Source organism: Neobacillus sp. Fa239, from assembly GCF_055395235.1.
Genome location: NZ_AP041611.1, coordinates 4,462,153 through 4,477,500, shown reverse-complemented (window position 1 = coordinate 4,477,500; position 15,348 = coordinate 4,462,153). Strand labels below are relative to the sequence as shown.

At 41.9% G+C, this 15,348-nt stretch carries 7 protein-coding genes, 21 tRNA genes and 2 rRNA genes (1 of these 30 only partly in view); 29 read left to right on the top strand and 1 reads right to left on the bottom strand.

All coding sequences use genetic code 11. The features are described 5' to 3' along the window. The 28 genes from ACZ5XR_RS22240 to ACZ5XR_RS22105 form a co-directional block, all read left to right on the top strand. Positions 1–1,785: ribosomal RNA gene (locus tag ACZ5XR_RS22240) — 23S ribosomal RNA — on the top strand; it begins 1,154 nt to the left of the window's first position. A gap of 129 nt (positions 1,786–1,914) precedes the next feature. Next, positions 1,915–2,031 (top strand): 5S ribosomal RNA (gene rrf / locus ACZ5XR_RS22235). A 9-nt stretch (positions 2,032–2,040) separates the two neighbouring features. Continuing rightward, positions 2,041–2,116 (top strand) — tRNA-Val (locus ACZ5XR_RS22230). A gap of 38 nt (positions 2,117–2,154) precedes the next feature. Beyond that, positions 2,155–2,230 (top strand) — tRNA-Thr (locus ACZ5XR_RS22225). Positions 2,231–2,240: 10 nt separating this feature from the next. Next, positions 2,241–2,316: transfer RNA gene (locus ACZ5XR_RS22220), tRNA-Lys, on the top strand. 34 nt (positions 2,317–2,350) lie between these two features. Continuing rightward, positions 2,351–2,435, top strand: a tRNA-Leu gene (locus ACZ5XR_RS22215). A 14-nt stretch (positions 2,436–2,449) separates the two neighbouring features. Next, positions 2,450–2,524, top strand: a tRNA-Gly gene (locus ACZ5XR_RS22210). A gap of 5 nt (positions 2,525–2,529) precedes the next feature. Further along, positions 2,530–2,618, top strand: a tRNA-Leu gene (locus tag ACZ5XR_RS22205). 35 nt (positions 2,619–2,653) lie between these two features. Then, positions 2,654–2,730 (top strand) — tRNA-Arg (locus ACZ5XR_RS22200). Positions 2,731–2,739: 9 nt separating this feature from the next. Then, positions 2,740–2,816: transfer RNA gene (locus ACZ5XR_RS22195), tRNA-Pro, on the top strand. Between the two features lie 18 nt (positions 2,817–2,834). Further along, positions 2,835–2,910 (top strand) — tRNA-Ala (locus ACZ5XR_RS22190). A 21-nt stretch (positions 2,911–2,931) separates the two neighbouring features. Continuing rightward, positions 2,932–3,008 (top strand) — tRNA-Met (locus tag ACZ5XR_RS22185). A 32-nt stretch (positions 3,009–3,040) separates the two neighbouring features. Continuing rightward, a tRNA-Ile gene (locus ACZ5XR_RS22180) sits at positions 3,041–3,117 on the top strand. 18 nt (positions 3,118–3,135) lie between these two features. Further along, positions 3,136–3,228, top strand: a tRNA-Ser gene (locus tag ACZ5XR_RS22175). Between the two features lie 42 nt (positions 3,229–3,270). Beyond that, positions 3,271–3,344: transfer RNA gene (locus tag ACZ5XR_RS22170), tRNA-Met, on the top strand. 3 nt (positions 3,345–3,347) lie between these two features. Then, positions 3,348–3,424, top strand: a tRNA-Asp gene (locus tag ACZ5XR_RS22165). A gap of 6 nt (positions 3,425–3,430) precedes the next feature. Continuing rightward, a tRNA-Phe gene (locus ACZ5XR_RS22160) sits at positions 3,431–3,506 on the top strand. 26 nt (positions 3,507–3,532) lie between these two features. After that, positions 3,533–3,608: transfer RNA gene (locus ACZ5XR_RS22155), tRNA-His, on the top strand. Positions 3,609–3,616: 8 nt separating this feature from the next. Beyond that, positions 3,617–3,690: transfer RNA gene (locus ACZ5XR_RS22150), tRNA-Gly, on the top strand. 4 nt (positions 3,691–3,694) lie between these two features. After that, positions 3,695–3,771: transfer RNA gene (locus tag ACZ5XR_RS22145), tRNA-Ile, on the top strand. 35 nt (positions 3,772–3,806) lie between these two features. Further along, positions 3,807–3,878 (top strand) — tRNA-Asn (locus ACZ5XR_RS22140). Positions 3,879–3,885: 7 nt separating this feature from the next. Continuing rightward, positions 3,886–3,976: transfer RNA gene (locus ACZ5XR_RS22135), tRNA-Ser, on the top strand. A gap of 10 nt (positions 3,977–3,986) precedes the next feature. Beyond that, positions 3,987–4,058, top strand: a tRNA-Glu gene (locus ACZ5XR_RS22130). Positions 4,059–4,746: 688 nt separating this feature from the next. Further along, entirely contained in the window at positions 4,747–6,693 is a 1,947-nt protein-coding gene (gene glgB / locus ACZ5XR_RS22125) for a 1,4-alpha-glucan branching protein GlgB (RefSeq protein ID WP_464498658.1), read from the top strand. Further along, positions 6,635–7,780, top strand: coding sequence for a glucose-1-phosphate adenylyltransferase (locus ACZ5XR_RS22120; protein WP_464498656.1), 1,146 nt, complete (start codon positions 6,635–6,637; stop codon positions 7,778–7,780). The genes glgB and ACZ5XR_RS22120 overlap by 59 nt, the downstream gene beginning before the upstream one ends. Before the next feature lie 20 nt (positions 7,781–7,800). After that, positions 7,801–8,832 (top strand): GlgC family sugar phosphate nucleotidyltransferase, encoded by a 1,032-nt coding sequence (locus ACZ5XR_RS22115; RefSeq protein ID WP_464498655.1) that lies wholly within the window; start codon positions 7,801–7,803, stop codon positions 8,830–8,832. Then, positions 8,829–10,280: a glycogen synthase GlgA gene (gene glgA, locus ACZ5XR_RS22110; protein WP_464498654.1), complete on the top strand. Its 1,452-nt coding sequence runs from the start codon at positions 8,829–8,831 to the stop codon at positions 10,278–10,280. Before ACZ5XR_RS22115 ends, glgA begins: the two co-directional genes overlap by 4 nt. Beyond that, the gene (locus ACZ5XR_RS22105; protein ID WP_464498653.1) at positions 10,270–12,657 is read left to right on the top strand and encodes a glycogen/starch/alpha-glucan phosphorylase; all 2,388 of its coding nucleotides are present in this window, start codon (positions 10,270–10,272) and stop codon (positions 12,655–12,657) included. Before glgA ends, ACZ5XR_RS22105 begins: the two co-directional genes overlap by 11 nt. A 30-nt stretch (positions 12,658–12,687) precedes the next feature. On the opposite strand, the gene ACZ5XR_RS22100 is transcribed toward ACZ5XR_RS22105, so the two are convergent. Next, entirely contained in the window at positions 12,688–13,626 is a 939-nt protein-coding gene (locus ACZ5XR_RS22100) for a 1,4-dihydroxy-2-naphthoate polyprenyltransferase (protein ID WP_464498651.1), read from the bottom strand. 320 nt (positions 13,627–13,946) lie between these two features. On the opposite strand from ACZ5XR_RS22100, the gene ACZ5XR_RS22095 reads away from it, so the two are divergent. Beyond that, positions 13,947–15,347, top strand: coding sequence for an isochorismate synthase (locus tag ACZ5XR_RS22095; protein ID WP_464498650.1), 1,401 nt, complete (start codon positions 13,947–13,949; stop codon positions 15,345–15,347). Position 15,348 lies beyond the last annotated feature (1 nt).

Genomic DNA, 15,348 nt, shown 5'->3' with positions numbered 1-15,348 from the left:
GGTCGAGTGACTCTGCGCCGAAAATGTACCGGGGCTAAACGTATCACCGAAGCTGTGGATTGACACCATTAGGTGTCAGTGGTAGGAGAGCGTTCTAAGGGCGTTGAAGCCAGACTGTAAGGACTGGTGGAGCGCTTAGAAGTGAGAATGCCGGTATGAGTAGCGAAAGATGAGTGAGAATCTCATCCACCGAATGCCTAAGGTTTCCTGAGGAAGGCTCGTCCGCTCAGGGTTAGTCGGGACCTAAGCCGAGGCCGAAAGGCGTAGGCGATGGACAACAGGTTGATATTCCTGTACCACCTCTTTATCGTTTGAGCAATGGGGGGACGCAGGAGGATAGGGTAAGCGCACTGCTGGATATGTGCGTGTAAGCAGTTAGGCTGGTGAATAGGAAAATCCGTTCACCGTGAAGGCTGAGCTGTGATGCCGAGGGAAATATAGTACCGAAGTTCCTGATTCCACACTGCCAAGAAAAGCCTCTAGCGATGATATTGGGTGCCCGTACCGCAAACCGACACAGGTAGGCGAGGAGAGAATCCTAAGGTGAGCGAGAGAACTCTCGTTAAGGAACTCGGCAAAATGACCCCGTAACTTCGGGAGAAGGGGTGCTCATTGAGGTGAATAGCCTCGATGAGCCGCAGTGAATAGGCCCAGGCGACTGTTTAGCAAAAACACAGGTCTCTGCGAAGCCGCAAGGCGAAGTATAGGGGCTGACGCCTGCCCGGTGCTGGAAGGTTAAGAGGAGGGGTTAGCGCAAGCGAAGCTCTGAATCGAAGCCCCAGTAAACGGCGGCCGTAACTATAACGGTCCTAAGGTAGCGAAATTCCTTGTCGGGTAAGTTCCGACCCGCACGAAAGGCGTAACGATCTGGGCACTGTCTCAACGAGAGACTCGGTGAAATTATAGTACCTGTGAAGATGCAGGTTACCCGCGACAGGACGGAAAGACCCCATGGAGCTTTACTGTAGCCTGATATTGAATTTTGGTACAGCTTGTACAGGATAGGTAGGAGCCTGAGAAACCGGAGCGCCAGCTTCGGTGGAGGCGTCGGTGGGATACTACCCTGGCTGTATTGAAATTCTAACCCGCACCCCTCATCGGGGTGGGAGACAGTGTCAGGTGGGCAGTTTGACTGGGGCGGTCGCCTCCTAAAGAGTAACGGAGGCGCCCAAAGGTTCCCTCAGAATGGTTGGAAATCATTCGCAGAGTGTAAAGGCATAAGGGAGCTTGACTGCGAGACCTACAAGTCGAGCAGGGACGAAAGTCGGGCTTAGTGATCCGGTGGTTCCGCATGGAAGGGCCATCGCTCAACGGATAAAAGCTACCCTGGGGATAACAGGCTTATCTCCCCCAAGAGTCCACATCGACGGGGAGGTTTGGCACCTCGATGTCGGCTCATCGCATCCTGGGGCTGTAGTCGGTCCCAAGGGTTGGGCTGTTCGCCCATTAAAGCGGTACGCGAGCTGGGTTCAGAACGTCGTGAGACAGTTCGGTCCCTATCCGTCGTGGGCGCAGGAAATTTGAGAGGAGCTGTCCTTAGTACGAGAGGACCGGGATGGACGCACCGCTGGTGTACCAGTTGTCTTGCCAAAGGCATCGCTGGGTAGCTATGTGCGGACGGGATAAGTGCTGAAAGCATCTAAGCATGAAGCCCCCCTCAAGATGAGATTTCCCATAGCGTCAAGCTAGTAAGATCCCTGAAAGATGATCAGGTTGATAGGTCAGAGGTGGAAGCGTGGCAACATGTGGAGCTGACTGATACTAATCGATCGAGGACTTAACCAATTTTAAGATTACCTCGTTTTTACGAAAACTTCTTCTGCATTATCTAGTTTTGAGGGAATGAAATTTTTATAAATTTCCTCTTGAAAAAATCTAAAAAGACATTATAATAAAATAGTGTCTGATAAATAGTCTGGTAATAATGGCGAGAAGGTCACACCCGTTCCCATCCCGAACACGGAAGTTAAGCTTCTCAGCGCCGATGGTAGTTGGGGGATGTCCCCCTGTGAGAGTAGGACATTGCCAGGCTGTATAAATGGAGGATTAGCTCAGCTGGGAGAGCATCTGCCTTACAAGCAGAGGGTCGGCGGTTCGATCCCGTCATCCTCCACCATGATTTTTTCGCGAAAGTGAAAATAATCTTCAATAATTGCCGGTTTAGCTCAATTGGTAGAGCAACTGACTTGTAATCAGTAGGTTGGGGGTTCAAGTCCTCTAGCCGGCACCATTTATTTTTTGAGCCATTAGCTCAGTTGGTAGAGCATCTGACTTTTAATCAGAGGGTCGAAGGTTCGAGTCCTTCATGGCTCACCAGAGTTTTTTGTGAAAGCAAAATAACTTTCAATATGCGGGTGTGGCGGAATTGGCAGACGCACCAGACTTAGGATCTGGCGCCGCAAGGCGTGGGGGTTCGACTCCCTTCACCCGCACCATTTAAATCAATTATGCGGAAGTAGTTCAGTGGTAGAACACCACCTTGCCAAGGTGGGGGTCGCGGGTTCGAATCCCGTCTTCCGCTCCATATTTGCCGGGGTGGCGGAACTGGCAGACGCACAGGACTTAAAATCCTGCGGTAGGTGACTACCGTACCGGTTCGATTCCGGTCCTCGGCACCAGTGTTTTTTCGATAACAAAATCACTTATAAATAATGCGCCCGTAGCTCAATTGGATAGAGCGTCTGACTACGGATCAGAAGGTTATGGGTTCGACTCCTTTCGGGCGCGCCATTATTTTTACGGGAAGTAGCTCAGCTTGGTAGAGCACTTGGTTTGGGACCAAGGGGTCGCAGGTTCGAATCCTGTCTTCCCGACCATCTACTTCACTATATATTGGGGTCTTAGCTCAGCTGGGAGAGCGCCTGCTTTGCACGCAGGAGGTCAGGGGTTCGATCCCCCTAGACTCCACCAATTAAATTTCATTGATACTTTGGCGGTGTAGCTCAGCTGGCTAGAGCGTACGGTTCATACCCGTAAGGTCGGGGGTTCGATCCCCTCCGCCGCTACCAAATGAAATTAGAATTAAATTGTACTTTAACTTGGACCTTTAGCTCAGCTGGTTAGAGCAGACGGCTCATAACCGTCCGGTCGTAGGTTCGAGTCCTACAAGGTCCACCAGTAATTTTCATATAATATGGAGGAATACCCAAGTCCGGCTGAAGGGATCGGTCTTGAAAACCGACAGGCGGGTTAAACCGCGCGGGGGTTCGAATCCCTCTTCCTCCGCCATATTATTTAAACTTCAGCAATGTTAAGTTTCATTTCTATTATCGCGGGGTGGAGCAGTCTGGTAGCTCGTCGGGCTCATAACCCGAAGGTCGCAGGTTCAAATCCTGCCTCCGCAATTTGGTCTGGTAGTTCAGTTGGTTAGAATGCCTGCCTGTCACGCAGGAGGTCGCGGGTTCGAGTCCCGTCCAGACCGCCATATGTTGGCTCAGTAGCTCAGTCGGTAGAGCAAAGGACTGAAAATCCTTGTGTCGGCGGTTCGATTCCGTCCTGAGCCACCATTTAATTTTTTAGATTTAATATCATGGCGATTGTGGCGAAGTGGTTAACGCATCGGATTGTGGTTCCGACATTCGTGGGTTCGATTCCCATCAGTCGCCCCATTAATTTTGCGGGTGTAGTTTACTGGTAAAACCTCAGCCTTCCAAGCTGATGTAGTGGGTTCGATTCCCATCACCCGCTCCAATATGGGCCTATAGCTCAGCTGGTTAGAGCGCACGCCTGATAAGCGTGAGGTCGATGGTTCGAGTCCATTTAGGCCCACCATAGTTTTTGGCAATAGTAAAATAACTTTCCACTATTCCGCAGTAGCTCAGTGGTAGAGCTATCGGCTGTTAACCGATCGGTCGTAGGTTCGAGTCCTACCTGCGGAGCCTTTATAGAGAAGTACCCAAGTGGCTCAAGGGGCGCCCCTGCTAAGGGTGTAGGTCGGGTAACCGGCGCGAGGGTTCGAATCCCTTCTTCTCTGCCATAAATTTATTGGCCCCTTGGTCAAGCGGTTAAGACACCGCCCTTTCACGGCGGTAACACGGGTTCGAATCCCGTAGGGGTCATACGAAAAACCTGATGATAGTATATCATCAGGTTTTTTGTTTGGTTTTATTGCCTGAACCTTCATATTATGAGGAGCTTTGGTTAATAGGTAGACTTCCTAATGCCCGAATCTTGTTTTCAACAGGGGGTTTGGTCAATAGAAGGACTCTCAATTGCCCGAATTATCATCTTAGCAGGGGGTTTGGTCAATAGAAGGACTCCCAATTGCCCGAATTATCATCTTAGCAGGGGTTTTGGTAAATAGGAGTACTCCCAATTGCCCGAATCATCATCTCAGAAGGGGTTTTGGTCAATAGAGCAACTTCCAAATGCCCGAATCATCATTTAAGTAGGAGTATTGGTAAATAAGAAGATTCCCTAATCCCCTAAACCTCATCTCACCATCATAATCCCCTAACACTTCCGAAAAAAAATCCCATTATTTTAATGAATCATGATTCATTTAATCTAGCAGCTTTATTTGTAAGCGCATTCTTCTAAAGAACAAAAATATTTTTTTTGAGAACATTTGTCGAGTTAAGTTAATTTCTTTGTCAATTATTGTTGAATCCCGTCGGATTATCGGAAAAGATGTAAAATAAAATAGTTAATTGTCAGAAAAGATAAAAAAGTATTTCGAGGAATATTGGGAAGTAGGAATTATAATTTAACTTTGAAATACATAATTCATTTGGGAAGAGGAGAGCCATGGCGGTAAATACAATATTTCCTACTGAATATCAGTTGCATTTATTTCATGAAGGAAGTTATTTCCAAAGTCATCAGCTTTTTGGCGCTCATATCTTTAAAGAAACCGACAAAGTGTATACACGTTTTTGTGTTTGGGCCCCTAATGCTCACATGGTAAGGCTGGTAGGGGATTTTAATAACTGGAACGGTAAGGGATATGAATTACAAAAGGTAAATGATGAAGGTGTCTGGATTCTCGTTGTGAATGAGGATCTTGCAGGGAGAATTTATAAATATGAAATTTTCACATCAGCTGGAGAAATCATATTAAAAGCAGATCCGTATGCCTTTTATTCAGAAGTGAGACCCAATACAGCTTCGGTCGTCTATTCATTTGAGGAATATGATTGGCAAGATGAATATTGGATGAATCAAAAGGGAAAAAAGAACTTCCTTTCTGAGCCATCACTTATTTACGAAGTGCATTTGGGGTCATGGAAGAAGAAGGAGAATGGTGATTTCTTTACTTATAAAGAAATTGCTGCGGAACTAATCCCCTATGTTATTGAGCATGGATTTACACATATTGAAATACTTCCCCTTGTTGAGCATCCATTCGATGGTTCATGGGGATACCAGGGAACAGGATATTTTTCTGTTACATCAAGATATGGAGAGCCTATGGATTTTATGTATTTGGTTGACCAATGTCACCAGCATGGAATAGGCGTAATCCTTGATTGGGTACCAGGACATTTTTGTAAGGATGCACATGGTTTATATCGCTTCGATGGCACACATATTTATTCCTATAATGATGTTAATGACAGAGAAAATCATGTTTGGGGAACGGCTAATTTTGATTTAGGAAGAGGCGAGGTTCAAAGTTTCCTCATTTCAAATGCCTTTTTTTGGATGAAATATTACCATATTGATGGGTTTAGGATGGATGCAGTTGCGAATATCATCTATTGGCCAAATTCATCCGGTAAGCAGGAAAATCCATTTGGAATAAATTTTTTGAAAAAGCTTAATAAAGAAATTCATGATCATGATCCTTCCTTTTTAATGATAGGGGAAGATTCCACTGACTTTCCTCAAGTGACTGTTCCCGTCAACCACGGTGGACTGGGCTTTGATTATAAATGGAATATGGGCTGGATGAATGACATTCTTGAATACATGGAAACAGCGCCTTATTCTCGGTCAAAGGTCCATTCAAAGGTTACTTTTTCCCTTTTATATGCTTTTTCAGAAACGTTTATGCTGCCCCTTTCTCATGATGAAGTGGTACATGGGAAAAAATCATTACTAGATAAAATGCCAGGGGAGTATTGGGAGAAATTTGCACAGCTGAGGCTATTGCTTGGGTATATGTTTGCCCACCCCGGGAAAAAGTTATTGTTTATGGGGTTTGAATTAGGGCAATTTGCTGAGTGGAAAGATAAGGAACAGCTGGATTGGAACTTACTGGAATATGACATGCACCAATCATTAAATGAATATGTTAAACAATTAACAAAGCTATATAAACGTTCAAAAGCGTTATATGAATTGGATCATTTATGGGACGGTTTTGAATGGATTGATGCAGATAATTGCGGGCAATCGATTTATTCCTTTATCCGCAGAGGAAAAAAACAAGGTGATTTTTTAATTATTATCGGGAATTTTACAGGCTGCAATTATCAAAATTATCGAATTGGCGTTCCGGCTAAAGGGGAATATCGAGAAATTTTTAATAGTGATCAAGTGGAATTTGGTGGTGCGGGGTTAATGAATAAAAGAACCATCGTATCAACGGATGAGCCCTATCATGGTAAACCATATTCGGTTAATGTGACGATTCCACCCTTCGGTTTTCAGATCTTAAGGCCCGTCAAAAAACGAAAGGAGAGAAAAGGAAATGGGAAAGAAAAAGTGCGTAGCCATGCTGTTGGCAGGAGGGAAAGGAAGCAGACTTAATTCGCTGACAAAGGAACTTGCGAAGCCGGCTGTCCCTTTTGGAGGAAAGTATCGGATTATTGATTTCACTTTAAGTAATTGTTCGAATTCCGGGATTGATACAGTGGGGGTTTTGACTCAATATCAACCACTTTTATTGAATTCTTATATCGGCATCGGCAGTGCCTGGGACCTTGACCGTAAAGATGGAGGGGTAACCGTTTTACCCCCGTACAGTGAATCCTCAGAGGTAAAGTGGTATACAGGAACAGCGAGTGCCATCTATCAAAATCTTAATTATCTAAAGCAATACCAGCCTGAATATGTATTAATCCTTTCAGGCGATCATATTTACAAGATGAATTATGAGAGTATGCTGGAATATCATATTGAAAAACGTGCCGATGTGACAATTTCCCTAATAGAAGTTCCATGGGCAGAGGCAAGCCGCTTTGGGATTATGAGTACGAATAAGGATATGAGGATAACAGAGTTTGAGGAAAAGCCAGGCAGCCCTAAAAATAACCTTGCTTCAATGGGAATTTATATTTTCAGTTGGAATATACTGAAGGAATATTTAGAAATGGATGAACGGAATCCTTATTCAAGTCATGATTTTGGTAAAGATGTTATCCCATTATTACTAGAGGAAAAAAAGAGATTATATGCATATCCATTTAAAGGCTATTGGAAGGATGTTGGAACGGTACATAGTCTTTGGGAAGCCAACATGGATTTATTAAATGAGAAATGTGATCTGGATTTATTTGACCATGGATGGAAAATCTATTCGGTGAATCCGAATCAACCGCCTCAGTATATTTCGCAAAAGGCGGTAATTAAGGAGTCATTGATTAATGAGGGCTGCTCGATTGAAGGAGAAATTGAGAAGTCGGTTTTATTCCAAGGAGTTAGTGTAGGAAAAGGGTCCATCATTAAAGAGTCCGTTATCATGCCAGATGCGATAATCGGTGAGAATGTATTTATTGAGAAAGCGATTGTTCCAGCAGATATAACGATCCCTGACGGAGCTGTTATCCGTTCCCTTGATGATGAAATTGTTCTGGTGACACAAGAATTGTTAAGCGGGTTATATCCTGCTTTTTAAAAAAACAGGAGGGGCTAAAATTGAAAAAAGAGCTTTTGGGAGTAATAGATGCAACAACCTATCATGATGATTTGGAGGACCTTATAACGCATCGATCATTGGCTGCATTGCCGTTTGGGGGCCGTTACCGCATAATTGATTTCGTTTTATCCAATATGGTGAATTCAGGAATTCGCAGTGTCGCTATTTTTCCAAAGCTGCAATACCGTTCATTAATGGATCATCTTGGGTCAGGAAAGAATTGGGATTTAAACCGTAAACGGGATGGACTTTTCTTTTTTCCATCGCCTATTATTGATAATGATAGAAATAAAATTGGGTCATTTGAAAATTTTGCAGCCAATATGGACTATTTTTATCGTAGTTCGCAGGAATATGCCATCATTGCTAATTGCTATACCGTTTTTAACATGGACTTCAGACCATTGTTAGACAGCCATATTCGTTCCGGCTGCGATATAACAGAAATCCACCACGTCGATGGAAGATCACTGGAGATGTATTTGGTCAAAACTTCGCTGCTAATTAAACTGCTTGAAACCAGAAACGAAACTGGATACACCTGTATAAAAGATGTGGTATTAGACATTAACCACAATTATACAATTTGCCATTATGATTATAATGGGTATGCGGTAATGATCGATTCTATCCAAAACTATTATTCTACAAGCTTAAATTTAATGGAATCAGATGTTTGGAAACAATTATTTCTAAAAGAGCAGCCTATCTATACGAAAGTAAAGGATGAGCCGCCGACCAAGTATTTAAAAGGTTCAAATGTGCAGAATGCCATGATAGCCAATGGCTGTTTAATCAGCGGCAACATTGAAAACAGCATCATTTCACGTGGCGTTAAAATAGGCAAAGGTTCGGTTATTAAAAATTGTATTATTATGCAGAAGTGTCAAATTGAAGATAATTGTTTCTTAGATTCAGTTATCCTTGATAAGGATGTAAAAATAGAGGCGGGCACCAAAATTATCGGTACGGCACAAGCACCATATGTGATTCGTAAAGGTTCAAAGCAAGGAGCGTTGATTAATTCGTGAAAGTATTATTTGCTGTATCAGAATGTGGTCCATTTGTAAAATCCGGGGGACTTGCCGATGTTGCCGGTTCTCTTCCAAAAGAGTTAACAAGTCTTGGAACTGATGTAAGAGTGATTCTTCCTAAATATGGGCCAATTGCTGATCATTATAAAAAAGACATGAAAAAAGTAGCTGAATTGACGGTTGCGGTTGGTTGGAGAAACCAATATTGCGGAATTGAAGAACTTGAGTTTCAAGGGGTAACGTATTATTTTATTGATAATGAATACTATTTTAAACGTGAAGGCTTATATGGGTATTACGATGACGGAGAACGATTTGCCTTTTTTAATCGGGCGGTGTTAGAGGCAATAGGACATATCGGGTTCTATCCCGATGTTCTCCATTGCCACGACTGGCATACCGCCATGGTTCCATTTCTGTTAAGAAAAGAATATTACAAGCGAGAAGGGTATGGAAAAATTCGAACTGTTTTTACCATACACAACTTGCAATTCCAGGGGATTTTCCCAAAAGAGGTACTAGAAGACCTGCTTGGACTGGATATCCAGTCCTTTTACGCAGGTCAATTAGAGTTTTTTGGGAACACTAATTTTATGAAAGCTGCTCTTGTTGCGGCTGATAAAATAACAACGGTCAGTCCGACTTATATGCAGGAAATTCAAACACCTGTATATGGCGAAAAGCTTGACGGGCTTCTGAGGGAAAGAAAGGAAGACCTGTTCGGGATTTTAAATGGTATTGATGAGGACTTTTATAATCCGGTAAATGATTCTCTTATCTACCAAACCTATACAGCCAAAGACCATAAAAATAAAGTTGAAAATAAAAAGGAGATTCAAAAGCTTTTTGGACTTCCTCAAGTATCAACGACCCCATTGATGGTAATGATTTCCCGGCTGACAAAGCAAAAAGGACTGGATTTGGTTCAATGTGTTCTCCGTGAAATTCTGCAGGAAGATATTCAAATCATTATCCTTGGAACAGGAGACTATGAGTTTGAAGAATACTTCCGCCAAGCAGCAAGAGTGTATCCGGAAAAGTTAAAAGTCTCTACAGAATTTAATGAACCGCTTGCCCATAAGCTTTATGCGGCTGCCGATTTGTTTTTAATGCCATCCCTTTTTGAGCCATGCGGGTTGGGTCAGTTGATTGCCATGAAATATGGCGCAATTCCGATTGTCCGTGAAACGGGAGGATTAAACGATACGGTTCAGGCATGGAATGAGTTAACAGGAGAAGGAAATGGCTTTTCCTTCCGAAACTTTAATGCGCATGATATGCTTTTCACGATCAGAAGAGCATTAAGCTTTTTCCCTAATAAGGACGTATGGAAACCACTTGTTCAAAGAGCAATGGAAATGGATAATAGCTGGGCTCAATCGGCCTTCCGCTATAATCAGCTATATGCCGAGCTCATCTCAAGGAGTGAAACACATGTTTTCTAGTAAGGAAGAGTTCAAAAAACACTTTTTAATACGGATTGAAATGGTCTGTGGCACGAGCTTTGCAGAAAGCACGGAACGTGACCATTTTCAAACACTGGGAAACATGGTACGTGAGTATGTCAGCAATGACTGGATCAACACAAATGAACGGTACAGGGCTTCAACGGGAAAGCAGGTTTACTACCTTTCCATTGAATATCTTTTGGGGAAGCTTTTAAGGCAAAACTTAATCAATCTTGGGATTGAAGAGGTCGTCTTTGAAGGACTTCAAGAACTCGGTATTGATTTAAGTGAGTTAGAAGAGTTAGAAGCAGATGCTGGTTTAGGAAATGGCGGCTTAGGAAGATTAGCCGCCTGTTTTTTAGATTCCATTGCAACGCTGAACTTGCCGGGACACGGCCATGGAATTCGCTATAAACACGGTTTATTTGAACAAAAGATTGTCGAAGGCTATCAGGTAGAGCTTCCAGAGCAATGGCTGAGGAGCGGAAATGTCTGGGAAATCCGCAAAGCCGATGCTGCTGTCCAAATCCCTTTTTGGGGGAAGGTTGAAGCAAGGATGGAAAATGGACGTCTTGCCTTCCATCATCTTAATGCCGAAACGATTACAGCTGTGCCGCATGATATGCCGGTGATCGGTTATCAAACAGATACCGTAAACACATTAAGACTCTGGAATGCGGAGCCCTCACAATTTCCAATCCATTCGGACATTTTAAAATATAAGCGGGAAACGGAATCAGTTTCAGAATTCTTATATCCGGATGATACTCACGACGAAGGGAAAATTTTAAGGCTGAAGCAACAATATTTTTTAGTTTCAGCAAGCCTTCAATCGATTATTAAATCATATCGAAGACAACATGCCAGTTTAGAACAACTTCACGAGCATGTTTGTATTCATATCAATGATACACATCCCGTTCTGGCCATACCGGAATTGATGAGAATTCTTATTGATGAAGAACAATATGAATGGGAACAAGCCTGGCAAATTACGAAGAATACGATTTCTTATACGAATCACACCACTTTAACGGAAGCGTTAGAGAAATGGCCGGTAAGAATTTTTCAACCTTTGCTTCCTAGGATTTATATGATTGTCGAAGAAATCAACGAACGGTTTTGCAGGGCACTTTGGGAGCAGTATCCTGGGGACTGGGAGAGAATCAGCAAGCTTGCTATTATTGCAGATGAACAAATTAAAATGGCCCATTTAGCCATCGAGGGCAGCTTCAGCGTAAACGGGGTAGCAAGGCTGCATACCGAAATTCTTAAAACGAGAGAGATGAAGCCCTTTTATGAGCTAAGCCCCGAGAAATTTAATAATAAAACGAATGGGATTGCTCACCGACGCTGGCTCTTAAAAGCGAATCCCAAATTGTCGCAGCTGATCTCAGAAACCATTGGCTCTAATTGGACCTATAAGGCTAATGAACTGGTTCAATTAAAGAGTTATGAAAACAATTCAGCTTTTTTAGAGCAATTAGGAAAGATAAAAAAGGAAAACAAACAAAATTTAGCTGATATTATTTATGCCAAAAATGGTGTTGCAGTTGATACAAATGCCATTTTTGATGTACAGGTGAAACGGCTTCATGCCTATAAACGGCAGCTGTTAAATGTTTTACATATCATGTACCTGTATAACCGAATTCGTGAAGATTCAAGTTTTACGATTGTTCCAAGAGTGTTTATCTTTGGGGCAAAGGCCTCGCCGGGATACTATTATGCAAAAAAAATCATCAAATTAATTAATGCGGTAAGTGAAAAAATAAATAATGATCCTAAAGTGTCCGATAAAATAAAGGTCATATTTATGGAAAACTATCGTGTCTCGCTGGCTGAGAAAATTTTTCCGGCAGCAGATATCAGTGAACAAATCTCAACAGCAAGTAAAGAGGCTTCGGGGACTGGCAATATGAAATTTATGATCAATGGTGCGTTGACCGTTGGAACGCTGGATGGGGCTAATATCGAGATCCGAGAATTGGTAGGAGACGATAATATTTTTACCTTTGGCTTAACAGCTGAAGAAGTTCTTCACTATTATCAATATGGCGGTTATCAATCACTTGAGTATTATCATCATGATAACAGGATTCGCCAAGCAGTTGACCAGCTTGTGAATGGATTTTTTCCAGGTGTCTATAATGAATTTGAACCGATTTTTGATTCGTTATTGGAGGAGAATGATCAATATTTTGTTTTAAAGGATTTTGCTTCCTACGCCGAAATTCAAAACAAAATCGGACATACATTTACTGATTCATTAAAATGGCAAAGAATGAGTTTAAAGAATATCGCCCATGCAGGTTATTTTTCAAGTGACCGTACTATTAAAGAGTATGCGGATGAAATTTGGAAGATTAAATAGAAAAGAGGATGACTGAGTCATCCTCTTTCGTTATGAGAAGAAATGTCCGATGAATATGCCTACGGCAAGTAAAAATCCAAAAATTGTATTGGTTTGAGCAGTTGCTTTCATGGCAGGTGCCATTTGAATTGGTAAAGTATTTTCGATAAACCCTTTGGTTGCTTTAATGGCTTTTGGGGCACTAAGGATAACAATCGCTACCCATGCTGGAGTAACCCCGCTTATGATTAATGCCAAAACCCATAGATATGAAAAAGTGAACATCCCTGCGAGCAAATATATGGCTCTTTTCTTTCCAAGTAAAATGGCGACTGTCTTCCGGCCATTTTCTTTATCGCCATCGAGGTCGCGAATATTATTTGATAAAAGGATTTCACCAACTAGGATCATACTTGGAACAGAAACAAGTATACTAGTGCTGTCGACGGTTCCGGTTTGAATAAAGAAGGAAATTAAAATAATCATCATTCCCATAAAGAAACCGGCAAAAATTTCACCAAATGGTGTATAGGCGATTGGTACAGGGCCACCTGTATAAAAGTAGCCGACTGTCATACAAATAAGTCCCACTAAAGCGAGCCACCAGCTGCTATTGGCACAAATATAAATACCTAATAATAAGGCAATCCCATAAAAGCCGAAGGCAAGGTTTATAACCGTCTTTGGCTTAATACCGTCGCGGACAATCGTTCCGCCAATTCCCACTGAATGTTCATTGTCGAGGCCTCGTTTAAAATCAAAATATTCATTAAACATATTAGTTGCTGCTTGGATTAATAAACTGGCGACAAGCATTGCTGCAAAAAGACCAAAATGAATGCTTCCATTTCTTAGTGCCAATGCAGTGCCAAGTAGTACTGGTACAAACGATGCCGTTAGTGTATGCGGACGGGTCATTTGCCACCATACTTGAAAGCCACGGTTTGATTCAACAGCGGGTTTGGAATTCTTCTGTAAATTTGGCTGCATATTCATTCTCTCCCTCTATAATATTTGTCTATAGGAACAAGGTTAAATTTCATAGGATTATCTGTCTTTCCAAATACTAAGTGTATGTAAACAACAGAATAGTGTCAATGCCTTTTTCCTAGTCTAAATAGAAGATTCTCCCTATGTTGTTATTTTGTAAGCCTTTTACACCTAATTTGAATTTTTTTGCTATATAATAAGGAATGGAAATGGGTAGCTGTGACATGAATGATTGACAGCTTTACAATGGGAGTAGTATGTTAAAATAAGCTTTAAAATGAATGGATAACAGTCATTCTGGCTGTTTTGGAGGGATTTGTTTGGTTACCATTCAAGATATGGAATTAAAAGAAAGGGGTCTGTTGGCTATTGATCGTGCCAAAAAACTAGGCCGGCCTATTTTATATAGCGAAGTTCATCAAATGGACACGATTGACCCTTTGTCTTTTTTTACAGTAGGAAAAGATTGCTTTTTAGGAGAACGATTTTTCTGGAAAGACCCAAATGACGAAATGATGATGATTGGGCTTGGAATATCGAAACAAATTGAGTCGGATCAGGCTACTGACCGCTTTTTTCTTGTTGATACGGAATGGAAAAAATTTTTAAAGGATAGTCTTATTTATAATTCCTATATTGAAACGGGAATTGGACCTGTTATGTTCGGAGGCTTTTCTTTTGATCCATACAAGGAAAAAACGAATCTTTGGTCGAAATTCTCTGATTCCTTGTTTCATCTGCCAAAATATATGCTTACGATTGTGAACGGAGATGCGTATTTAACCACTAATATTGTTTGTACGCAAAATGATGATATTTCACTGTTTAAAAAAGTGCAGGATGAGCGGAATCAGCTTTTGCATTCTATTTCTCATCGACGTGATATCAATCAGGCGACAATGCTTGAAAAAAAAGAAATTTCACCAGAATCCTGGAAAGAATCCGTTGAGGAAGTAGTACAGGATTTAAAAGCTGGTCCATTAAAAAAGGTAGTTCTTGCCCGTGAGCTTCGGCTATTTTTTGATAATCCGGTTGAAGCGGAAGAGGTTTTACCCCGTCTTTATGAACAGCAAAAGGAAAGCTATATTTTTGTATTTGAATCCAACGGAGATTGTTTTATTGGCGCATCTCCGGAACGCCTTGTGAAAAAACAAGATAAAAATGTCTATTCCACGTGTCTCGCCGGTTCTATCCCGAGGGGAAAGACCGATGAAGAGGATCGAATTTTAGGCGAAAAGCTATTGAATGATAGAAAAAACCTAATTGAGCATGGATTTGTAGTAGAAATGATAAAGGAAGCTTTAGAAGAATCATGTGAGGAAATTATCCTGCCTGATAAGCCAAAGCTGATGAAAATTAGAGATATTCAGCATCTGTATACGCCGGTTATCGGAAAATGTCAAAAGGATGCATCCCTTTTATTATTTGTTGAACGATTGCACCCAACTCCGGCACTCGGGGGACTTCCGAAAAGGGAAGCAGTTGAAAAAATTAGACAGGTTGAAGAGCTTGACCGCGGATTTTATGCGGCACCATTAGGCTGGCTCGATTATCGCGGAAATGGTGAATTTGCCGTATCTATACGTTCCGGGCTCATTCAGGGAGAAGAAGTATCTTTATTTGCCGGATGCGGAGTTGTAGCAGATTCAGATGCAGAAAGTGAATATCAAGAAACCAGTTTAAAATTTACACCAATGCTGCGTGCACTTGGAGGAAATTAAT